Source organism: Kitasatospora sp. NPDC004745 (assembly GCF_042873275.1).
In the GTDB taxonomy this organism is placed as follows: domain Bacteria; phylum Actinomycetota; class Actinomycetes; order Streptomycetales; family Streptomycetaceae; genus Kitasatospora.
In genome coordinates this window covers 17,392-40,862 of record NZ_JBIALK010000001.1, presented here as the reverse complement: position 1 = coordinate 40,862, position 23,471 = coordinate 17,392, and the positions used below count along the sequence as shown (strand labels likewise).

General features: G+C 76.1%; 3 protein-coding genes. All 3 read right to left on the bottom strand.

The window, feature by feature from the left end:
• Positions 1-4: 4 nt before the first annotated feature.
• From ACFYUY_RS00095 to ACFYUY_RS00085, 3 genes are read right to left on the bottom strand one after another with little or no spacing between them, the layout of a single operon-like run.
• On the bottom strand, positions 5-4,627 hold the full coding sequence (locus ACFYUY_RS00095) for an amino acid adenylation domain-containing protein (RefSeq protein WP_387896673.1): 4,623 nt from the start codon (positions 4,625-4,627) through the stop codon (positions 5-7).
• Positions 4,628-4,639: 12 nt separating this feature from the next.
• A complete protein-coding gene (locus tag ACFYUY_RS00090; protein WP_387896671.1) occupies positions 4,640-17,125 on the bottom strand; it encodes an amino acid adenylation domain-containing protein in 12,486 nt (4,161 codons plus the stop codon).
• Positions 17,122-23,457 (bottom strand): amino acid adenylation domain-containing protein, encoded by a 6,336-nt coding sequence (locus ACFYUY_RS00085; RefSeq protein WP_387896669.1) that lies wholly within the window; start codon positions 23,455-23,457, stop codon positions 17,122-17,124. Before ACFYUY_RS00085 ends, ACFYUY_RS00090 begins: the two co-directional genes overlap by 4 nt.
• Between the last annotated feature and the right edge of the window lie 14 nt (positions 23,458-23,471).

The window sequence follows — 23,471 nt, the reverse complement described above, 5'->3', positions numbered from 1 at the left end:
CCGGTCATCCGCAGGCCCGGACGATCTCGGCGAGCGCCTCGTGCATCGCCCCGAGCAGGGCGGTCACCGAGGCGTCGTCGAACCGGCCGCCCGCGTGCACGCAGGACAGCTCCATCCGGCCGCCCTCCACGGCGGCCGCGACGTCCAGCTCGTAGGTGCGGGTCTCGTCCGGCTCGTGGTCGCCGCCGCCGTGGTCCAGGTGGCGCAGCACCAGGCGGTCCCCCTCGGGCAGCTGGTTGTCCCACTGGCCGAGGTAGTTGAAGCCGATCCGCGCCCGCGACGCGGGGACCCGCAGGTCCTCGCGGCCGCCGGCGGCCACCAGCCCGAGGACGCCGTGGCCGAGGCCGCGGCGCGGGACGGCCCGCAGCCGGCGCTTGACGACCCGGACCGCGGCGGCCGGTGCGAGGTCCGCGGGCGCGTCCAGCAGCACCGGGTAGATGGTGGTGAACCAGCCGACGGTGCGGGACAGGTCGACCCCGTCCAGGATCTCCTCGCGGCCGTGGCCCTCCAGGTCGACCACGGTGCCGCCCTCCTCGGCGTACCCGCGGACGGCGAGCGCCCGGGCCAGTGCGGTCAGCAGCACCTCGTGCACCTGGGCGCGCAGCACCCCGGGCACCCGGCGCAGCAGCGCCTCGGTCTCCTCCTCGCCCAGGGTGCGCCGCACGGTGCGCCGGTCACCGAAGCGGCCGGCCGCGGCCGGCTCGCCGGCGGGCGCGGGCAGGGCCCGCCAGTGCGCCAGCTCGTCGTCGAAGCCGCCGGCCAGGGCGTGCTCGCGCAGCCGGCGCGACCACTGCCCGAAGGAGGTGGAGCGCGGGGCGGGGCGCAGCGGCCGGCCGGCCGCCAGCTCGGCGTAGCCGGCGCGCAGGTCGTCCAGCAGGATGCGCCAGGAGACGCCGTCCACCACCAGGTGGTGCGCGGTGAGGAAGAGCCGGGCCGGGCGGTCCGGTCCGAGGTCGGCGAGGACGGCGCGCAGCAGCGGGCCGTCGGCCAGCCGCAGGCCGCGCTGGGCCCGCCCGAAGGCCTCGGCGGTCCGCTCCCGCACCGTGGCGTCGTCCGCGCCGGCGAGGTCGAGCGGTTCGAACCCCCAGTGGCCGTCGGACTCCTCGGCGACCTCGGCGACCTCCTGGGACCACCGCCCCGCGTCGTCGCGGGTGTAGCGGGCGCGCAGCACGTCGTGCCGGTCGACCAGCCCGGCCAGGGCCGCGCGCACCGCCGCGAGGTCGGCGCCCGGGACCAGCTCGAACAGCACGGACTGGTTGAAGTGGTCCGGGTTGACGGTGTGGTGGTCGAAGAACCACTGCTGGACGGCGGTCAGCGGGACGGGGCCGGTGCGGTACGGGTCCGCCTCCTCCGGCTCGTCCTCCCCCGTGCCGGCCACCCTGGCCAGTGCGGCCACGGTCTTGTGCTGGAAGAGGTCCCGGGCGGTGAAGTGCAGGCCCGCCTCGCGGGCCCGGGCGACCACCTGGGTGGAGAGGATGGAGTCCCCGCCGAGCAGGAAGAAGTCGTCCTCCGCGCCGACCTCCTGGACGCCCAGCACCGAACGGAACACCTCGGCCAGCGCGGTCTCCACCGGGCCGTCGGGCGGGGTGACGGCCCGGGCCAGCGCCTCCCGGGCGTCCGGGAGGGCGTCCCGGTCGACCTTGCCGTTGACGGTGAGCGGCAGCGCGTCCAGCGGGACGAGCGCGGCCGGCACCATGAAGGCGGGCAGCTCCTCGGTGAGGGCCTCGCGGAGCTCGCGGACGGCCCCGCCCGGCTCGTGGCGGTCCGCGGCGACCAGGTAGCCGACGAGCTGCTTGCCGCGGTCGCTCTCGCGGACCACCACGGCGGCCTCGGCGACGGCCGGGTGGCGCTGCATGGCGGCCTCGATCTCGCCGGGTTCGACCCGGAAGCCGCGGATCTTGACCTGGTCGTCGGCGCGGCCGCGGAAGTCGATCCGCCCGTCCGGCAGCCAGGCGGCGAGGTCGCCGGTGCGGTAGAGCCGGGCCTTCGGGTCCTCGTCGAAGGGGTGCGGGACGAACCTCCGGCGGGTCAGCTCGGGGCGGCCCAGGTAGCCCTGGGCGACGCCGCGGCCGCCGAGGTGGATCTCACCGGTGACGGTGGGCGGCACCGGGTTGCCCTGCCCGTCCAGCAGGTACACCTCGGTGTTGGGCAGCGGCCGCCCGATGGACAGCCGGTCGCCGCCCTCCTCGGCGCCGACCTCGAACATGGTGGCGCCGACGGTGTTCTCGGTCGGGCCGTAGCCGTTGATGAACCGGTGCACCCGCGACCACCTGCGGGCCAGGCCGACGGGGCAGCGGTCGCCGACCGCGAGCACCACCGAGCCGGCCGGCAGCGCCTGCGGGTCGACGGCGGCGAGCGCCGCCGGCGGCAGTCCGAGCACGGTGGGCCGGCCCGCCGCCATGGCGCGCAGCTGCTCGGTGCCGAGCGCCTCGGACTCGTTCGCCGGGACGGCGAGCGCCGCACCGGACACCAGGGCGAGGAAGGTCTCCCAGACCGCGCCGTCGAAGCTCGGCGAGGAGAGCTGGCAGACGGTGTGGGCGGGGCCGGTGCCGACGATCAGCCGGGAGGCGTTGATCATGTTGGTCAGGCCGCCGTGGCCCAGCAGCACGCCCTTGGGCGTGCCGGTGGAGCCGGAGGTGTAGACGACGTAGGCGAGCGCGTCCGGCTCCACCGCCAGGCCCTCGGGCACCTCCCCGGTGTGCGCCTCCAGCAGCGGCCGCAGGTCCTCCAGGACCAGCGGTTCGGCGGCGGACTCGCCCGGCGCGGCGGCCAGCGAGCGCTGGGTGAGGACGAACCGGGCGCCGGTCTCCCCCAGCATCAGCTCCCGGCGGGCGGCCGGGAAGCGCGGGTTGAGCGGCAGGAAGGCCGCCCCGGCCCGGAGCACCGCGAGGGTGGCGGCCACCTGCGCGGGCCCGCGCTCGCAGCAGATGCCGACCACGTCGCCGGGGCGGGTGCCGCGCTCGCGCAGCACCCCGGCCAGCAGCCCGGCCATCCGGTCGAGTTCGGCGTAGCTGAGGCGTTCCTCGCCGCGCACCACCGCGAGGTCGTCGGGCCGCTCGGCGGCCCGCCTGGCGACCAGCAGGTGCACCGGCTCCTGCTCCGGGAACGCCACCGGGTTGCGGGCCCAGTCCACGGTGAGCCGGTGGTGCTCCTTCGGGCTCAGCAGGTCGAGCGCGCCGATCGCCCGGTCGGGGTCGGCCGCGATCGAGCCGAGCAGGGTGGTGAGGTGGCCGGCGAACCGGCGCACCGTCGCCTCGTCGTACAGGTCGGTGCTGTACTCCAGGGCCGACCAGAGGCTGCCGTCGGGCCGCTCCTCGAAGGCCACCACCAGGTCGAAGCCGGTGCTGGCCTGCGGCAGGGCGAGCTGCTCCATGGTCAGCCCGGGCAGGTCGAGCCGCGCCTCGGGGGCGTTCTGCAGGACGACGAGCACCTGGGCGAGCGGCATCCGGCTGGGGTCGCGCTCGGGCTGGACGGCGTCCACCACCCGCTCGAACGGGACCTCGGCGTGGTCGAAGCCGGCCAGCACGGTGTCCCGGACCCGGCCCAGGAACTCCCGGAAGCTCAGGTCGGGTTCGGGCCGGGCGCGGAGCACCAGGGTGTTCAGGAAGAGCCCGACCAGGTCCGCCAGCTCGGGCTCGTCGCGCCCGGCCACCGGCGTTCCGACGGCGACGTCCTCCTGCCGGGAGAGCCGGGCCAGCAGCAGCTGGGTGGCGGCGGTGAGCGTCATGAAGAGCGTCGCCGCGGAGGCCTCGGTGAGCTCGCGCAGCCCGGCGAGCGTCCGGGCCGGGACGGTGAACTCGTGGAAGGCGCCGGCGCCGGTGGGCACCGCGGGGCGCTGCCGGTCGGTCGGCAGCTCCAGCACCGGCACGCCGGCGAGCTGCTCGCGCCAGTAGTCGACCTGCTCGTCGAGCCGCCCGTCGGAGAGCCGCTCGCGCTGCCACACCGAGTAGTCCGCGTACTGCGGCCCGGGCGCCGGGAGGTCCGGCTCGCGGCCCTGGAGCGCGGCCGCGTAGTACTGGCCGAGCTCCCGGGTGACGATCGACAGCGACCAGCCGTCGTGGGCGATGTGGTGGATGCTCAGCACGAGGACGTGCTCGCGCTCGGAGAGCCGCACCAGCAGGGTCCGCAGCACCGGGCCGGTGCGCAGGTCGAAGGGCCGCACCGCCTCCTCGCGGACCAGCCGCAGCAGCTCCTCCTCGCGGTCCTCGGCGCTCCCGCCGACGGCCTCCACGACCGGCAGCGGGATGTCCACCGACGGGTGCGGGACCTGCACGGGGACGCCGTCCACCTGGTCGTAGGTGGTGCGCAGCGCCTCGTGCCGGTCGACGACCGCGGCCAGCGCACGGCGCAGCGCGGCGTGGTCGAGCTCGCCCCGCAGCCGCAGCGCGAACGAGGAGTTGTAACCGACCGCCAGCGGGTCGAACTCGTAGAGGAACCACATCCGCTGCTGGGCGAAGGACATCGGCAGCGGGCGGCCGCGCTCGACGGTGCGCAGCGCGGTGGGCGCGGCCGCCTCCGGGGCGGGCGCCTCGGCGCCCGCCAGCCGGTCCCGCAGCAGGGCCCTGAGGTGTTCGGGCAGGGCCGCGATGCGGTCCTCCCGGGACGTGGTCGTCCGGACTTCACTCATGGTCGTCGTCCCTCACTCCGCCGCGGGCGCCGACTGGCGCGCGGCCTCTCGCTCGAGTTCCTCCAGCAGCGCGTCCTCGACCAGCCGGGCGACCGCGGCCACGGTGGGGTTCTCGAGGAGGCTGCGGAACGCGATCCGGACACCGAAGGTCTGCTTGATCCTGGTGATCGCCTGGACACTGGTCAGGGACTGCCCGCCGAGGGCGAAGAAGCTGTCGTGCGCGCCGACCCGCTCGACGTGCAGGGTCTCGGCCCAGATCCCGGCGATCAGCCGTTCCGTCCCGTCGCGCGGCTCCACCCACTCCTCGGCGGCCTCGACGGCCGTCTCCTCCGGGTCGGGCAGCGCGGCCCGGTCGATCTTGCCGTGCCGGGTGAGCGGGAACTCCGCCACCTCGGTGTAGGCGGCCGGCACCAGGTGGGCGGGGAGCCGCTCCGCGAGGTAGCCGGCCAGTTCGGCGCCGCCGGGCAGGCCGCCCGCGGCGGGGCGCAGGTAGGCGACCAGGCGGGCGTGCTCGGCCTCGCCGCGGACCAGGACCACCGACTCGGCGACGCCCGGGTGCTCGTCCAGGGCCGCGGTGATCTCGCCCGGCTCGATCCGGTAGCCGCGCAGCTTGACCTGGTCGTCGAGCCGGCCGAGGAACTCCAGCCGGCCGTCGGAGAGCCGGCGGACCCGGTCCCCGGTGCGGTACAGCCGCTCCTTCGGGTCGAACGGGGCGGCCAGGAAGGCCCGTTCGGTCAGGTCGGGCCGGCCCAGGTAGCCGCGGGCCAGGCCGTCGCCGGCCAGGTACAGCTCGCCGGGCGCGCCGACCGGGGCGAGGTTGCGCTCGGGGTCGAGGACGTAGGCCCGGACGTTCTGGACCGGCAGGCCGAGGACCGGCCGGGGGCTGTCGGCGATCCGGCAGACCAGCGCGTCCACGGTGGCCTCGGTGGGCCCGTAGAAGTTGTAGGCGAGCAGGCCGGTGCGGGCCCGCAGCCGGTCCCACTGGGCCTGGCCGATCGCCTCGCCGCCGAGCGCGGCGCCGCGCAGCGGGTGGGCGCCGTCGTCGAGCAGTCCGGCGTCGTCCAGCTGGCGGAACCAGGACGGGGTGGTCTGCAGGAAGTCGATCCGCTGCTCGGCGCGGTACGCGACCAGGGCGTGCGCGTCGCGCCGGACCTCGTCGTCGACCAGGTGCAGCTCGTGCCCGGCGACCATCCACAGGACCGGGTTCCACGAGGCGTCGAAGGAGGCGGGCGCCAGGTGGGCGACCCGGACCTGCCGGCCGCCGCAGGCCTCGCGCAGCGGCTCGAAGACCGTCCGCAGGTGGCTGTCGAACAGGTTCGCCAGGCTGCCGTGCTCGATCAGCACGCCCTTGGGCCGGCCGGTGGAGCCGGAGGTGTGGATGACGTAGGCGGCGTGCTCGGGGGCGAGCGCCACCTCGGGCGCGGTGGCCGGCCGGGCGGCGATCGCGTCCCGCTCCCGGTCCGGGGCGAGCAGGTCGACGTCCGCGGGCAGCGTCAGCAGGGCGCCGGTCGCCTCGTCTGCGATCACCACCCGGGGGCGGACGTCCTCGACCAGCAGCCGCAGCCGCTCGGCCGGGGCGGCCGGGTCCAGCGGGGTGTACACGCCGCCCGCCTTGAGCACCGCGAGCAGTGCGGTGATCAGGCCGGTCCCGCGCCGCAGGCAGACCGCGACCGGCACCTCGGGGCCGACGCCCCGGTCGGCGAGGTGGTGGGCGAGCCGGTTGGCCCGCTCGTCCAGCTCGGCGAAGGTGAGCCGCTCGCCGTCGTGGACCAGCGCGACGGCCTGCGGGGTCTGCGCGGCCCGGCGGGCGAACCGCCCGGGCACCAGGGCGTCGTCGGTCAGCGCGGTCTCGGTGGCGTTGTACCCGGTGACCAGCAGCTCCCGGTGGGCGGGGGCGAGCGCGGGCAGCTCGGCCAGGGTGCGCCCGGGCTCGGCCGCGAGGTCCTCCAGCAGGGCCCGCAGGTCTCCGGTGACCCGGTCGGCGGTGTCCGCGTCGAAGAGCCCCGGGTCGTAGGCGAGCCGGAAGGAGAGCCGCTCGCCCGCGAAGACCGCCAGCACCATCGCGTAGCTGGTGGGCTCCTGCGAGCGCACGTCACGGATGCCGATGCCCTGGTCGGAGCCCATCTCGCCGTCGAAGGGGTAGTTCTCGACGACCACGTAGCTGTCGAACAGGTCGACGCCGGCGGGCAGTCCGGTCCAGCCGCGGATCTGCGCCAGCGACACGTACTCGTGGCTGCGGGCCTGGACCTGACCGCGCTGGAGGTCGCCCAGCCAGTCGAGGACGGGCTGCTCGGGCCTGACCTCCACCCGCACCGGCAGGTTGTTGATGAACAGGCCGATCATCGACTCGACGTCGGGCAGGTCCGCGGGGCGGCCGGAGACGGCCGAGCCGAAGCAGACCTCCCGTTCGCCCGAGTAGCGCGAGAGCAGCAGGGCCCAGGCGCCCTGGGCGAGCGTGTTGGTGGTGAGGCGGTGGCGCCGGGCGACCTCGGCGAGGCGCTCGGTGGTGGCCCGGTCCAGCTGGAAGACGCTGGTCGCCTCGCTGCCCTGGCGGGCCGCCTCCTCGCCGGTGCGGTCGGTCGGCAGCGCGGTCGGGGCGGTGAAGCCGTCCAGCAGCCCGCGCCAGTAGCGTTCGGCGTCGCCGAGGTCCTGCTCGCCGAGCCAGGCGACGTAGTCGCGGAACGGGCGGCGGGCGGCCGGGGCGGGCCGGTCGTGGCCGGTCAGCCGCAGGTAGTCGTCGACCACCTCGGAGACCAGCTCGGCGCTGCTCCAGCCGTCCAGCAGCAGGTGGTGCGAGGTCCAGACGACCCGCAGGGCGCCGTCCGGCTCGTCGATCAGGGCCAGCCGCATCAGCGGCGCGGCGGCCAGGTCGATGCCGCGGGTGCGGTCTTCGGCGAGGTGGCGGGCGAGCCGCTCCTCGCGCTCGGCGGCGGGCAGGTCCCGCCAGTCCAGCCGCTCGACGGGCACGGTGACCTTCTCCCGGACGACCTGCAGCGGCTGGTCGGTGTCCACCCGGGCGAAGGCGGTGCGCAGCATCGGGGTGCGGTCGGCGAGGCGCTGCCAGGCCTCGGCGAAGGCGTCCGGGTCCACGCCGCCCTCCAGCAGGAAGGACAGCTGGCCGAGGTAGACGCCCTCGCCCTCCTCGGTGAGGCTGTGGAACAGCAGGCCGTGCTGCATCGGCGTGGCCGGGTAGAGGTCGGCGATCCGGCCGGCGCGGCCGAGCTCGTCCAGCAGCGGCTGGTCGACCCGGGCGAGCGGGAAGTCCGAGGGGGTCGCGCCGGAGGCGGTGGCACCGGCCTCCCGGCAGTGCGCGACGATCCCGCGCAGGGCCGCCACCAGCTGGTCGGCGACCCGCTGGACGGTCTCCGTGGTGTGGGTGGCGGTGGAGTGGAACAGCTCGAAGCCCAGCTCGCCGTCGCGCACGTACGCGACGATGTCGAGCGGGTACTCCAGCAGCTCCGCGGGCGACTGCTCGTCGCCGTAGCCGAGCCGCACGTCCCGCAGCAGGGCGCCGTCGTGGCCGTCGACGACCCGGCCGAGGTAGTTGAAGCCGACCTGGGCGCGGGCCCCCTCGGCGAGCAGCTCGCCGGGCGCGCCGGCGGGGCTGAGGTGGCGCAGCGCGCCGTAGCCGATGCCGCGCTGCGGGAGGCTGCGCAGCTGCTCCTTGACGGACCGCAGGCGGGCGCCCCAGTCGGCGCCGGCGTCGGTGTCCAGGGCGACCGGGAAGGAGCTGGTGAACCAGCCGGTGGTGCGGCTCAGGTCGACGTCGTCGAAGATCTCCTCGCGGCCGTGGCCCTCCAGGTCGACGAGGACGGCGGAGCCGCCGGTCCAGTCGGCGAGGACCCGGGCGAGCGCGGTCAGCAGCACGTCGTTGACCTGGGTGCGGTAGACGGCCGGGACCTCGCGCAGCAGCGCGTCGGTGGTCCCGGCGTCGAGGGCGGCCCGGACGGCGGCCGCGGTGGCCACGGTCGGGGTGCCGTCGGCGTCGGCGGGCAGCGGCGCGGCGGCCGCGCGGCCGGCCGCGAACCAGTGGTCGAGCTCCTCGTCGAAGCCGCCGACCGCGGTGTGCTCGGACAGCCGCCGGGACCAGTCCGGGAAGGAGGTGCCGCGCGGGCCGAGGTCGACCGGGCGCCCCGCGGCGGCCTGCCGGTAGGCGGTCTCCAGGTCGCCCAGCAGGATCTGCCAGGAGACCGCGTCGACGACCAGGTGGTGGGCGGTCAGGAAGAGCCGGGCGCCGGCGGTGCCGCCGAGGTCGGCGAGCACGGCCTTCACCAGCGGGCCCTCGGCCAGGTCGAAGCCGGCCTGGGCGGCGGTGGCGGCGGCCAGCAGCGCGCCCTCCGGGTCGGCCTCCAGGGCGAGGTCCAGCCGCTCCAGCGGCCAGGCGTCGCCGGGGGCGGCGATCTCCTGCTGCCAGCGGCCGTAGACGGTGCGGAACCGGGTGCGCAGCGCGTCGTGGTGGGTGAGCAGCGCGTCCAGCGCGGTGCGCAGGTGCGCCTCGTCGGGGAGCTCCCGCAGCTCGGCCAGCACGGACATGGTGCTGTGCTGCGGGGCCTCGGTGTGGTGCTGGAAGAAGGCCCGCTGGATCGGGGTCAGCGGCGCCCTTCCGGTGACGGGTTCGGTGTTCACGCCGGCCGGCTCCTCGGGTTCGTGGGTGGTGATCGCCGCGGCGATCCCGGCGATGGTCTGGTGGCTGAAGATGTCCTGCGAGCTGAGGCGCAGGCCCAGCTGGCGTGCCCGGGAGACGACCTGGATGCTCAGGATCGAGTCGCCGCCGAGGTCGAAGAAGTTGTCGTCGACGCCGACCTCGGGCACCCGGAAGACCTCGGCCCAGAGCCCGGCGAGCGCCTGCTCGGCGGGGGTGCGGGGGGCGGTCCTGGTGGTGGCGGGGCGGTCGTCGGCGGCGGCCGCGGGCAGCGCCCGGCGGTCGACCTTGCCGTTGGCGTTCAGCGGCAGCCGGTCGAGCCGGACGAAGGCCTGCGGCACCATGTGCCGGGGCAGCGAGCCCTCCAGGTACCGGCGCAGGTCGGCGCTCTGCGGGTCGGTGCCGGGCACGGCCACCACGTAGCCGGTGAGCACGGCGCCGGGTTCGGTGCGCAGCGCCGCGACGGCGTCCAGGACGTCGGGGTGGCGGCGCAGCACGGCCTCGATCTCGGCCAGTTCCACCCGGAAGCCGCGGATCTTGACCTGGTCGTCGCCGCGGCCGAGGAACTCGACGTCCCCGGTGGGCAGGAAGCGCGCCTGGTCGCCGGTGCGGTAGAGCCGGCCGTCGGGGTGCGGGGTGAACGGGTCGGCGCTGAAGCGCTCCTCGGTGAGGTCGGGGCGGTTGAGGTAGCCGCGGGTGACGCCGAAGCCGCCGAGGTAGAGCTCGCCGACGACGCCGACCGGCAGCGGTTCGAGGTCCGCGTCCAGGACGTACATCCGGGTGCCCGGGACGGGCCGGCCGATCGGCACGCTCGCCACGTCCGGCAGCGACTGCGGGGTGACGGTGAAGTACGAGGACTCGACGGTGGCCTCGGTGACGCCGTAGGAGTTGAGCACCACGGTGCCGGGGGCGACGGCGGCCAGCAGCCGGCGGCAGTCGTCGGTGCGCCAGTTGTCCGAGCCGACGGCCAGGTAGCGCAGCGGCGGGAAGGGCCGGCCGGTGCGGGCGGCCTCGTCGGCCAGCGCGTTGGCCAGCGACGGGACGGTCTCGACGTGGGTGACGCGGTGGCGCTCGATCAGGTCGAACAGGCGGGCCGGGTCGGTGGTGGCCTCCTTCGGGCAGAGCACCAGGGCGCCGCCGGTGGTCAGCGCGTGGGTGAGGTCGGAGACGAAGACGTCGAAGGCCATGCTGGCGAGGTTGAGCTGGCGGGCCGGCGCCTGGTCGAGCCGGTACGCCTCGCGCCAGGCCGCGGCGGCCCGGGCGACGCTGCGGTGCTCGACCGTGACGCCCTTGGGCCGGCCGGTGGAGCCGGAGGTGTAGATGACGTAGGCCAGGTTGTCCGGGGTGACCTCGGTGCTGGGCGCCTCGGCGGGCCAGCTGTCGATCTCGGCGCGGTCGGCGTCCAGGCAGAGCACCGTCGCGTCGCAGAGCGGGAGCCGCTCGGCGAGGTCCTGCTGGGTGACGAGCATGGCGGCGGCGCTGTCGTCCAGCACCAGGCGCAGCCGCTCGGCCGGGTGGGAGGGGTCCAGCGGCAGGTAGGCGGCGCCCGCCTTGAGCACGCCGAGGGCGGCGACGACGGTGTCCGGGCCGCGGTCCAGGCAGATCGCGACCACGGTCTCCGGGCCGATGCCCTGGCCGACGAGGTGCTGGGCCAGCCGGTTGGCGCGGGCGTCGAGCTGGGCGTAGGTCAGCGAGGTGTCCTCGAAGACCACCGCCTCGGCGTCCGGGGTCAGCCGGACCTGCTCGGCGAACAGCTCGTGCAGGCAGGCGTCGCTGCCCGGGGTGCCGGTGTCGTTCCACTCGTACAGCACCCGGTCGCGGGCGCGCAGCGACAGCATCGGGACGTCGCCGACCCGCTGCTCGGGGGCGCTCGGCATGCTGCCGAGCAGGACGGCCAGCTGGTCGGCCAGCGCCTCGGCCCGGGCCCGGTCGTAGAGCGCCGGGTCGTAGGAGAGCAGCAGGGTCAGCGAGCCGTCGTCGTCGTAGGCGGTGAGGTCAAGCGTGAAGCTGGTGGTGTCGACGGCGCGGACGTCGCTGAGCCGCAGTCCGTGGCGCTCGGCGGCGGCGCCGTTGCCCGGGTAGTTCTCGAACACCACCAGGGTCTGGAAGAGCGCGCTGCCGCGCGGGACGCCGCTGCTGCGCTGGATCTCGGCGATCGAGGAGTACTCGAAGCGGCGGGACTCCGCCTGGTCGGCCTGCAGCGCCGCGAGCCACTCCACCAGCGGCGCGTCCGGGTCGACGGCGGTGCGCAGCGGCAGGGTGTTCAGCAGGTTGCCGACCATGGTGTCGGCGCCGGGCAGGTCGGTCGGGCGGCCGGCCACGGTGGTGCCGAAGCAGACGTCGCGCTGCCCCGAGTGGCGGGCCAGCAGGATCGCCCAGGCGCCCTGGACGGCGGTGTTGAGGGTGAGCCGGTGGCGCCGGACCATCGCGACCAGCGCGTCCGTCTCCGCGCCCGACAGGCCGACCCGGACCTGACCGGCGGACTGCGACTCGTGGCCCTGCGGCACCGTGCGGCCGAACGGCAGCGGGGTCGGCGCGTCCAGGTCGCCCAGCAGGGCGCTCCAGTGCGCGGCGGCCGCGTCCTTGTCCTGCCGGGCCAGCCAGGCGACGTAGTCGCGGAAGGGCCGGCGCTCGGGCAGCGCGGGGGCCGCGCCCCGGCCGTCGGTGAGCGCCCGGTAGGCGGCGAAGAGGTCGGCGAACAGGTGCGAGGTGCTCCAGCCGTCCAGCACTGCGTGGTGGAAGGTCCACACGACGCGCACCGTCCGCTCGTCCTCGCGGGCCAGCGCCAGGCGCATCAGCGGCGCCCGGGACAGCTCGATCCCGGTGGCGCGCTCCTCGTCGATCAGGGCCCTGACCCGGCGCTCCAGCTCGGCGGCGGGCAGGCCGGTCCAGTCGAGGCGGCGGACCGTCAGTTCGGCGGTGCGCTCGACCACCTGGACGGGCTCGGGGACGCCGTCCCAGACCAGCCGGGTGCGCAGCGCGGGCGTGCGGTCGACGACGTGCTGCCAGGCGGCGGCCAGCGCGTCGACGTCGCGCACGCCCTCCAGCCGGAAGGCGACGTGGTCGGAGTAGGCGCCGACGCCGTCCTGGTTGAGGGTGTGGAAGAGCATGCCGCTCTGCATCGGGGTGAGCGGGTGGACGTCCTCGACCGAGGAGCCGGCCGGCACCAGCCGGTCGACGGTGGCCTGGTCGAGGCTGAGCAGCGGGAAGTCGCCGGGCGTGGCGCCGCCCGCGCCGGGGGTGAGGCAGTGTTCGACGAGTTCGGCCAGGGCCGCCGCGAAGTCGTCGGCGAAGCGCTGGACGGTGGCCCGGTCGTGGCGCTGCGGGGCGTAGTGGACGTCGAAGGTCAGCACGCCGTTGCGGACCTCGCCGACGACGTCCAGCAGGTGCGGCCGTTCCTCGTCCGGGTGGTGGTCGCGGCCGTAGTCCGGCTCGACGGCGCGGAACAGCTCGCTGCCGGCCGCCGCGTCGCTCCACTGGCCGAGGTAGTTGAAGCTCACCTGCGGCTGCGGCGCCGCGGCCAGCGCGCGGGCCCGCGGCTCGTCGCCGCGCAGGTGGCGCAGCGGGCCGTAGCCGGCGCCGCGGGCGGGCACGGCGCGCAGCAGCTCCTTGGTGTCGCGGATCAGCCGGCCGAGCGGGCGGTCGGCCGGGGACTCCAGCAGCACCGGGAAGATCGAGGTGAACCAGCCGACCGTGCGGGAGACGTCGACGCCGTCGAGGATCTCCTCGCGGCCGTGGCCCTCCAGGGTGATCAGGGTGCGGGACCGGCCGGTGAAACGGGCCAGCGCGCGGCCGAGCGCGGTCAGCAGGACGTCGTTGACCTGGGTGCGGTAGACGGCCGGCACGTCCTGGAGCAGCTGCCGGGTGCGCTCGGCGTCCAGGCCGGCGGAGACGGCACGGGTCTCGCCGACGGTGTTGCGGCCCTCCCGGTCGGTGGGAAGCTCGGCGGAGCCGGCCGGCACCGGGCGGGCCCAGTGGTCCAGCTCGGCGTCCAGGCCGCCGTCCCGGGTGAGGGCGGCGAGCCGGCGGGCCCAGCCGCGGTAGGAGGTGCCGGCCGGGCCGAGGTCGACGGCCCCGCCCCGGACGGCCTGGCGGTAGGCGCCCTCCAGGTCGTCCAGCAGGATGCGCCAGGAGACGCCGTCCACCGCGAGGTGGTGCACGGTGATCAGCAGGCGGGGCGGCCGGCCGGCGCCGTGGTCGAAGAACAGGGTGCGCAGCAGCGGGCCCTCGACCGGGTCCAGCGAGGCCTGGGCGGCCTCGGCGAGGGCGCGCATGGCGGCGTCCCGCTCCTCGGGGGCGGCCTGGTCGAGGGTGATCCGCTCGATCCGGGCCTCGGAGGGCGTGCTGCCGGGTTCGAGCGCGGGGACGAACTGCACGCGCCGGCCGTCGGGGCCGGTGGCGAAGCGGGTGCGCAGGGCGTCGTGCCGGCCGACCAGGCCGGCCACCGCGCGGGCCAGCGCCGCCTCGTCGACCGCGCCGTCCAGGGTGATCAGCACGGACTGGTTGAAGTGGTGCGCGCCCCGGGTGTGGTGTTCGAAGAACCACTCCTGGACGGGGCCGAGCGGGGCCGGCTCGTGGTCCTCGGCCTCGGGCCCGGGCGCCGGGGCCTGCTCGACGGGCCGGGCGGCGCGGGCCAGGTCGGCGAGCGACTGCCGGGAGAAGATGTCCTTCGAGGTGATGACGAGGCCGGCCCGGCGGGCCCTGGCGACCACCTGGATGCTGAGGATGGAGTCGCCGCCGAGTTCGAAGAAGTTGTCGTCGGCGCCGACCCGGTCGATGCCGAGGACCTCCGACCAGACCTCGGCGAGCGCCTGCTCGGCCGGGTCCTCGGGGGCCCGGTAGTCCTCCCGTTCCAGGGTGGTCTCCGGCGCGGGCAGGGCCCGGACGTCGACCTTGCCGTTGGCGGTGAGCGGGAAGGCGTCCAGGGTGACGAAGGCCGTCGGCACGCTGTAGGACGGCAGCCGCTCCTCGGCGAAGGCGCGCAGGTCGAGCGGTGCCGGCGCGGCGCCGGGCTTTGCCCGCAGGTAGCCGACCAGCCGCTTGTGGTCGCCGTCGGCGAGGGCGACGACCAGGGCGGCGGCCACCCCCGGGTGCTGCTCCAGCACGGCCTCGACCTCGCCGGGCTCGATCCGGTAGCCGCGCACCTTGACCTGCGTGTCGGCGCGGCCGAGGTACTCGACCAGGCCGTCGGCCCAGCGCACCACGTCCCCGGTGCGGTACATCCGCTCGCCGGGCCCGGTGGCGAACGGCGACGGGAGGAAGCGCTCCTCCGTCAGCTCGGGGCGGCCCAGGTAGCCGCGGGCCACGCCCGGGCCGGCGATCCAGAGCTCGCCGGGGGTGCCCGGCGGGACGGGCCGGCGGCGCTCGTCGAGGACGTAGACCGCGGTGTTGGAGATCGGGCGCCCGATCGGGATGGCCCGCACGCCGTCGGTCTCGCGGATCAGGTGGGTGACGGCGAAGGTGGTGGTCTCGGTCGGCCCGTAGGCGTTGACCAGCCGCTGCGGCGGGCGGCCGCCCGCCAGCAGCTCGGCGATCCGGCGCGGGTTGAGCGCCTCGCCGCCGACCAGCAGGTGGCGCATGCCGCCGAAGGCGGTCGGCTCCAGGCTGACGACCTGGTTGAAGACGCCGGCGGTGAGGAACATCGCGGTGGTGCCGGTGGAGGCCAGCGCGGCGGCGAAGGCCGGCGGGTCGAGCAGGACGTCCTTGGTGATGACGGCGATCCGCGCGCCGACCACGAGCGGCGCCCAGAACTCGAAGGTGGCGGCGTCGAAGGTGGCGTCGGCGACCTGGGCGACCACGTCGTCGGCCCGCAGCGGGGCGTAGTCGGCGCCGTGGACCAGCCGGACGACGGCGCGGTGCTCGACCACGACGCCCTTGGGCCGGCCGGTGGAGCCGGAGGTGTAGATGACGTAGGCGGCGGTCTCCGGGCCGGCCTCGGTCCGCGGCGGGCCGGCCGGCAGCGCGGCCAGTTCGGCGGCGTGCTCGGCGGGGAGCAGGGCGGGCACGGCCAGGTCGGGCAGTCGGGCGAGCAGCTCGCGGTCGGTGACGCAGAGCGCGGCCGCGGTGTCCGCCAGCATGAACTCCAGCCGGTCGGCCGGGTAGTCCGGGTCCAGCGGCACGTAGGTGCAGCCGGCCTTGAGCACCGCCAGCAGGGCGACGACCAGCCCCGTCCCGCGGGGCAGGCAGACCGCGACGTGCTGCCCGGAGCCGGCGCCCCGCTCGACCAGCAGCCGGGCCAGCCGGTCCGACCGGTCATCGAGTTGACGGTACGTCAGTTCGCCGTCCGAGTCGGAGGCGGCGATCGCGTCGGGGGTGGCCGCGGCCTGCTCGGTGACCAGGGAGTGGACCGTCCGGTCGGCCGGGTAGGGCACCCGGTTCTCGGCCCACTCGCCGGTGACGAGGGCGAGTTCGGCGGCGGTGAGCAGCGGCAGGTCGCCGACCGGCCGGTCGGCGTCGGCGGCCACGCCGGCCAAAAGGAGCAGCAGACGGGTGCAGAGCGCGTCGACGGTGGCGGCGTCGAACAGGTCGGTGTTGTACTCCACCGTCCCGCCCAGCCCGCCGTCGGCGTCCGGGGTGAACTCCAGCGTCAGGTCGAAGATGGAGGAGACCGAGGGCGCGCGGAACTCGGAGACCTCCGGGCCGCCGAAGTCGGGCAGCCCGCCGGGCGCGTTCTGCAGCACCAGGGCGGCCTGCACCAGCGGGGTGCGGCTCGGGTCGCGCTCGGGCTGGATCTCGTCCACCAGGCGGTGGAAGGGCACGTCCTGGTTGCTCAGGGCGTCCCACAGCTGGTCGGTGGTGCGCTCCAGCAGCTCGCCGAAGGGCTCGTCCAGGTCGATCCGGCCCTGCAGGACCAGGGTGTTCACGAAGAAGCCGACCAGTGGCTCCAGTTCGGAGCGGTCGCGGCCGACCGAGACGGTGCCGAGGCCCACCGTGCGCTGCCCGGTGTGCCGGGCCAGCAGGACCTGGGTGGCCGCGGCGAGCACGGCGAACAGCGTGGTGCCGCGTTCGGCGCCGAGCTCCTCCAGGCCGCGGGCCACCGCCGCCTCCACCCGGAAGGCGTGCAGGGCGCCGACGGTGGTGCGCACCGCGGGCCGGGGCCGGTCGGTGGGCAGCTCCAGCGGCTGGAGGTCGGCCAGTTCCTCGCGCCAGTGGTCCAGCTGGCCGGCGAGGAGCTCCTCGGTGCAGCGTTCGCGCTGCCAGCGGGAGTAGTCGCGGTAGCTGACCGGCAGCGGGGCGAGGGTGTGCGGGCGGCCCTCGACGGCGGCCCGGTAGAGCTCGCCCAGCTCGGTGGTCAGCAGGCCCTTGGACCAGCCGTCGGCGGCGATGTGGTGCAGGTTGAGGAAGAGCGCGTGGTCGTCCGGGGCGTGCCGCACCACGGTGGAGCGCAGCAGCGGGCCGCGGGACAGGTCGAAGGGCGTGGCGAGTTCGCGTTGCAGCAGCGCGGCGAACTCGGCCTCGCGCTCCTCGGCGCCGAGCCCGGCGAGGTCCACCGGCTCGGTGTCCGGGGTGTAGGCGGGGCGCACCTCCTGGCGGGCGACGCCGTCCTCGGTGGTGAAGACGGTGCGCAGCGGCTCGTGCCGCTCGACCAGGGCGGTCAGGGCGGTGCGCAGCGCGCCCAGGTCCAGGCCGCCGCGCAGCCGCAGGCCGAAGGAGGTGGTGTACTCCACCGCGTCGGTCTCGAACTCCTGCAGGAACCAGAGCCGTTCCTGGCCGAAGGAGAGCGGGGCCGGCCCGTCCCCGCCGGGGCGGACGGCGTCCCGGTCGCCGCCGGCCGCGGTGGCCAGCCGGCGGCGCAGGATCTCGTCGGCGTCCGGCTCGGCGGCCGTGGTGTCGTCGCCGTGTCGCTGGTCTGTCATCGCTTGCTCCCCCGCGCGACGCCGCGCTTCGTGGTCCGGTCCGCCGGTGTCCGGCGCACGTCTTCGAGTACTTGCTTGCGGACGCGGTCCGCCAGGGCGGCCACGGTGCGGGCGGCGAACACGTGCCGCGCCGAGACGCCGACGCCGAACACCTCGCGGATCCGGGCGGTCACCTGCAGGGTGAGCACCGAGTTGGCGCCGTGGTCGAAGATGTCGTCCTCGGCTCCCACCGCGGCCACGCCCAGGACGTCGGCCCAGATCCCGGCCAGGGCCGCCTCGGTCTCGTCCCGCGGGGCGGTCGGCTCGCCGGCCGGGCGCCGTTCCTGCGGCTCCGGCAGGGCCCGGCGGTCGATCTTCCCGCTGGTGGTCATCGGGAACGCGTCCAGCACCACGACCACCGGCGGCACCATGTAGCCGGGCAGCCGCTCGGCGAGCCGGGCCCTGATCCGCTCCGGGTCGGCGGTGCCGCCCGCGGGCACCACGTAGCCGGTCAGTGCGGTCTGCCCGGACGGCCCGGTGCGGGCGACGACGGCGGTCTGCTCGACGCTCTCGTCGTCGAGCAGCGCGGTCTCGATCTCGCCGAGCTCGATCCGGTAGCCGCGCACCTTGACCTGGTTGTCGATCCGGCCGAGGAACTCCAGGGTGCCGTCGGGCAGCCAGCGGACGAGGTCGCCGGTGCGGTAGAGCCGGGCGCCGGGCCCGGCGCCGAGGTGGTCCGGGACGAACCGTTCCTCGGTCAGCTCGGGGCGGCCCAGGTAGCCGCGGGCCACCCCGGCACCGCCGACGTACAGCTCGCCGGGGACGCCGACCGGCACCGGCGCGCGGCGCTCGTCGAGCACGTAGCCGGTGGTGTTGGCGATCGGCCGGCCGATCGAGGGCAGCCGCCCGGCCGGGGCGTCCTCCTCGCACTCCAGGACGGTGCCGGTGGTCAGCACCGTGGTCTCGGTCGGGCCGTAGAGGTTGGCCAGCGAGAACGCGGTGCCGCGCGGCAGCCGCCGGCGCACCACGTCGGCGCCGGTGATGACGTGCCGCACCCGGCCCCGGTACAGCGCGGGCTGGTCCAGCAGGGCCTCCAGCCGCGGCGCCGGGACGAGGATCAGGGTGATGCCCTGGTCGACGATCCAGTCCGCCGTCAGGTGCGGGTCCTCCAGCACCCGGTCGGGCAGGTAGCGGATCTCGACGCCGCAGGCGAGCGCGCCCCACTGCTCCAGGACGGTGGGGTCGAAGCCGGGCGGCACCATCTGGGTGGCCCGGTCGCCCGGCCGGGCGTCGAAGAACTCCCGGTACCAGTCGCAGAGGTTGACCACGCCGCGGTGCTCGATCAGCACGCCCTTGGCCTGGCCGGTGGAGCCCGAGGTGTAGATCACGTAGGCGAGGTCGGACGGGCCGACGGCCACCTCGGGCGGCCCGTCGGGGCCACCGGCCGGGGTGCCCGCCGCGGTGTCCTCGACGTAGAGCGTCTCGACTCCCTCCGGCGCCCCGGGCCCGGCCAGGCCGCGCTGGGTGAGCAGCACCGGCACACCGGCGTCGCCGAGCACGAAGAGCGTGCGGTCGTCGGGGAGTTCCGGGTCGAGCGGCAGGTAGGCGCCGCCGGCCTTGAGCACCGCGAGCTGGGCGATCGTCATCTCGGCGCCGCGCAGTGTCCGGACGCCGACCACGGTGCCGGGTGCGACGCCGCGATCGACCAGCCGGTGCGCCAGCGCGTCGGTGAGCGCGTCGAGTTCGGCGAAGGTCAGGCTGCGGTCCTCGGTGGTGACGGCGGGGGCGTCCGGGGTGCGCCGGGCCTGCTCGGCCACCAGCCGGTGGACGGTGGCGGTGCGGAAGCGGGCGTCGGTAGCGGTGGCGTTCCAGCCGGTGGTGACGAGCCGGCGCTCCTCCTCCCCCATGATCGGCACGTCGTCGACGAGCCGGTCCGGGTCGGCCGCCATGCCCGCGAGCAGGGCGGTGAGGTGGCCGGCGATCCGCTCGACGGTCTCCGGGTCGAACAGCGCCGTGCTGTACTCGACCAGGCCGCCGATCCGGCCGTCGCGCTCCTCGAACTCGAAGCCGATGTCGAACAGCGCGTGCATCCGCGGCAGCGCCGCCTCCTCGACCCGCAGGCCGTCGGGGCCGGGCAGGGCGTCCTGGGCGCGCTTGAGCATCAGCGCCGCCTGGATCAGCGGGGTGCGGCTCGGGTCGCGGTCGGGCTTGAGCTCGTCGATCAGCCGGTCGTACGGCAGGTGCTGGTGGGTGAAGGCGTCCAGCACGGTCTGCCGGACCTCGGCCAGGAAGGCGCCGACGGTCGTCTCCGGCGTGGTGCGGGAGCGCAGCACCAGGGTGTTGACGAAGAAGCCGAGCACGTCCTCGAGTTCGCTGTGCTCGCGGCCGGAGACGATGGTGCCGACCGCGACGTCGCGCTGGCGGGCGTAGCGGGACAGCAGCAGCTGGACGCCGGCGGTCAGCACGGTGAACAGGGTGCTGCCCTCGCGGCGGCAGAGCCGGGTGAGGTCGGCGACCAGGGCGGCGGGGAGCTCGAAGGCGTGGACGGCGCCGACGGTGCTGCGGGTGGCCGGCCGGGGGCGGTCGGTGGGCAGCTCCAGCGGCACCACGCCGTCCAGTCGGCCCTTCCAGTAGGCCAGGTCGGCGGCCTCCCGCTCGCCGTGCTCGGCGTGCTGGTGCGCGGCGTAGTCGGCGTACTGCAGCGGCAGCGGGGCGAGCCCGGCGGGCCGGCCGGTGGTCTCCCGGTCGAGCAGCGCGACGAGTTCGCGGGCCATCACCTCCTTGGACCAGCCGTCGGTGACGACGTGATGCATGTCGAGGACCAGCAGGTGCTCCTCGTCGCCCAGCCGGATCAGCCAGGGGCGCAGCAGCGGGCCGCCGCGCAGGTCGAAGCTGCGGCTCAGCCCGGTGCGCAGCAGCGCGTCCAGGCCCTCGGCTCCGCCCTCCTGCGCGAGGTCGGTGCGGCGCAGCGGCCGCGGTGCGGGGTCGTGGACGACCTGGACGCCCCGGCCGTCCTCGGTGGCGAAGGTGGTGCGCAGGATCTCGTGCCGCTCGACCAGGGCGTCGACGGCGCGGCCGAGGGCGGCGACGTCGAGCGGCCCGGTGAGCCGCAGGCCCAGCGGCGAGTTGTACTCGGTGCCCTGGGACTCGTAGTCGTACAGGAACCAGAGCCGCTGCTGCCCGTAGGACAGCGGCAGCGGCCGCTCGCGCCCGACCGGGACGAGCCCGGCCCGGCGGGCCGGCACGCCGCCCAGCCGGCCGGCCAGCCCGGCGACGGTGGGCGACTCGAACAGGGTGCGGATCGGCACCTCGACGTCCAGCACCGAGCGGATCCGGCCGATCAGCCGGGTGGCGAGCAGGGAGTGCCCGCCGAGGTCGAAGAAGCTGTCGTCGACGCCGACGGAGCCGACCCCGAGCACCTCGCTGAAGAGGTCGCACAGCTGCTCCTCCCGGGCGCTGCGCGGCCCGTGCCCGGCGCCGGCCGCGGCGGAGCCCGGGTCCGGGAGGGCGGACCGGTCGGTCTTGCCGTTGGGGGTCAGCGGGATGCCGGCGATCGGCACGACCACGGCCGGGACCATGTAGCCGGGCAGGGTCGCGGCGGCGTGCGCGCGCAGCTCGGCCGGGTCGGCCCCGGCGGGGCCGGCCGGCACCACGTAGGAGACCAGCCGGGTGTCGGCGGTGCCGTAGTCGCGGGCCACCGTGACGGCCCGGGCCACCGCGGGGTGCCGTTCCAGGACGGCGTCGATCTCGCCGGGCTCGATCCGGAAGCCGCGCACCTTCAGCTGGAAGTCGGCGCGGCCGACGTACTCGAGGTTGCCGTCGGCGGCCCAGCGGACGATGTCGCCGGTGCGGTACATCCGTTCGCCGTCGGCGCCGTACGGGTCGGGCAGGAAGCGGTCCCGGGTGAGGTCCTCGCGGTGCAGGTAGCCGGTGCCCACGCCGTCGCCGGCGATGTACAGCTCGCCCGCGACGCCGACGGGCACCAGGCGCAGCCCCTCGTCCAGGACGCGCACCCGGGTGTTGCCGATCGGGCGCCCGATGGTCGGCGCGCCGGGGCGGTCGTCGAGGCGGGCGGCGGTGGACCAGATGGTGGTCTCGGTGGGCCCGTACAGGTTGGTGACCTCGCGGCCGGTGCGGCGCATCCGCTCGGCGAGGGCGGCCGGCAGGGCCTCCCCGCCGACGAGCATCCGCAGGCCCGTCAGCGCCTGCGGCACCTCGTCGCAGAGCGCCTGCCAGAGGCTGGGGGTGGCCTGCAGGACGGTGGTGCCGGTGCGGGTGACCAGGGCGCCCAGCGCGGCCGGGTCGGTGACGGTCGCGCGGTCGGCGAGGACGACGGTGGCGCCGCCGACCAGCGGCAGGTAGATCTCCAGGGCCGCGATGTCGAAGGCGATGGTGGTGACGGAGGTCCAGACGTCCTCGGCGGCCAGCGGGAAGAGGTCGGCCATCGAGACCAGGAAGTTGGTGAGCGCGCGGCGGCTGATGACCACGCCCTTGGGGCGGCCGGTGGATCCGGAGGTGTAGATGACGTACGCCGGGTCGGCCGCGGTGGCGGCGGGGCCCGGTGCCGGGGCGGGCCCGGCGGCGAGCCGGGCGCGCACCTGCGCGTCGTCCAGCAGCACCGGGTGCGCGGCGGTGGCGGGCAGCCGGGCGGCCGTCGCGGTGTCGGTGACCAGGGCGGAGGGCCCGGCGTGGTCGAGGATGTAGCCGATCCGGTCGGCCGGGTAGTCCGGGTCGAGCGGCACGTAGGCGGCGCCGGTGCGGGCGACGGCGAGCAGGGCGACGACGAGGTCGGCGCAGCGCGGCAGGGCGAGGGCGACCAGCCGGCCCGGGGCGGCGCCGTGGCGGCGCAGCTCGCCGGCCAACCGCTCGGCGCGGTCGTCGAGTTCGGCGTAGCTGAGCACGGTGCTGCCGGCGATCAGGGCGGTCCGGTCGGGCTGGGCGGCGGCCCGGGCCCGGAACAGCGCGGAGACGTCGGCGTCGGGCACCGGCCGCGCGGTGGCGTTCCACTCGTGCAGCAGGGCCTGCCGCTCGGCCGGGTCCAGCAGGTCGTGGTCGGCCGGGTCCCGGTCCGGCTGCGCGGCGACGGCGGCCAGCAGGCGGACCAGCGCGTCGGTGAGCCGCCGGGCGGTGGCCGGGTCGAACAGCTCGGTGCTGAAGGTGACGTGCAGCCGCAGCCCCCCGCCGTCCGGCGCGGTGCGGAAGGCCAGCCGCAGGTCGAACGGGGAGTGCCGGCGGGGCAGTCGCTCGACGCGGGCGTCGAGCGGGCCGAACGGCAGGCGGGCGGGCAGGTCCTCGGTGAGGTCGAGGGCCACCTGGGCCAGTGGGTGGCGGTTGAGCGCCCGCTCCGGGCGCAGCGCGCCGACCACGGTCTCGAAGGGGACGCCGCCGTTGCGGCGGGCGGTGTCGGCGGCGGCCGCGCAGGCGCGGACCAGCTCGCGGAAGCCGGCGCCGGGCCGGGCGGCCGCGCGCAGCACCACCGGGTTGGCCAACGGGCCGACCGTTCCGGCGCGTTCGGCGTCGTCCCGGCCGGGCAGGCTGCCGACCAGGGGGACGTCCGGGCCGGCGCCGAAGCGGCCGAGCAGGACGGTCACGGCGGCGTGCAGCACGGCCTCGACACCGGCGCCGGCGTCGGCGGCCAGGCCGGTGAGGGCGGCGGTCAGCGGGGCGTCCAGCGCGGTGCGGTACTCGCCGGCGGCGTAGCGGGTGACGGCCGGGCGCGGCCGGTCGACGGGCAGCTCCAGCTGCGACGGGGCGCCGTCCAGCACGGCGCGCCAGTGGGCGAGTTCGGCGGCGGCCTGGTCGGTGGGCCGGTCGGGGGCGCCGTAGCGGGCGCGGTCGGCGGCGGCCACCGCGGCGTACTGGGGTGCGGGGGCCGCGTCCTGGTCGGCGGTGTACGCGCGGGCCAGGTCGTCGAGGATCAGGCCGAGCGAGCGCTCGTCGGCGGCGATCTCGTGCACGGTCAGCAGCAGCACGTGGTCCTGCGGGCCGGCGGCCAGCAGCCGGGCCCGCAGCGGGGCCTCCCGGGTGAGGTCCAGGCCTTCCGCGGCGGCCCGGGCCAGCGCCTCGTCCACCCGGTCGGGGTCGACGGGTTCGGCGCGCAGCCCGGCGAACGGCGCGCCGTCGGGGGCCGCACCGGGGCGGCAGCGGCCCTCCTCCTCGCGGTGCACGGTGCCCAGCAGCGGGTGCCGGCGCACCAGGGCGTCCAGCGCGGCGCGCAGGCGGTCCGGGAGCAGCGCGCCGGTCAGGCGGAGCGCCACCGCGTGGGTGTGGCCGGCGGCGCCCTCCTGGAAGCGGTTCAGGAACCACAGGCGCTGCTGCGCCGGCGACAGGGCACTGTCGTTGGTGATCGTCACGTTCGCTCTCCAGC

Bases quoted from the DNA above. Each gene is read 5' to 3' on its own strand.
- ACFYUY_RS00095 (WP_387896673.1), bottom strand. From the start codon at position 4,627: ATGAGTGAAGTCCGGACGACCACGTCCCGGGAGGACCGCATCGCGGCC.
- ACFYUY_RS00090 (WP_387896671.1), bottom strand. From the start codon at position 17,125: ATGACAGACCAGCGACACGGCGACGACACCACGGCCGCCGAGCCGGAC.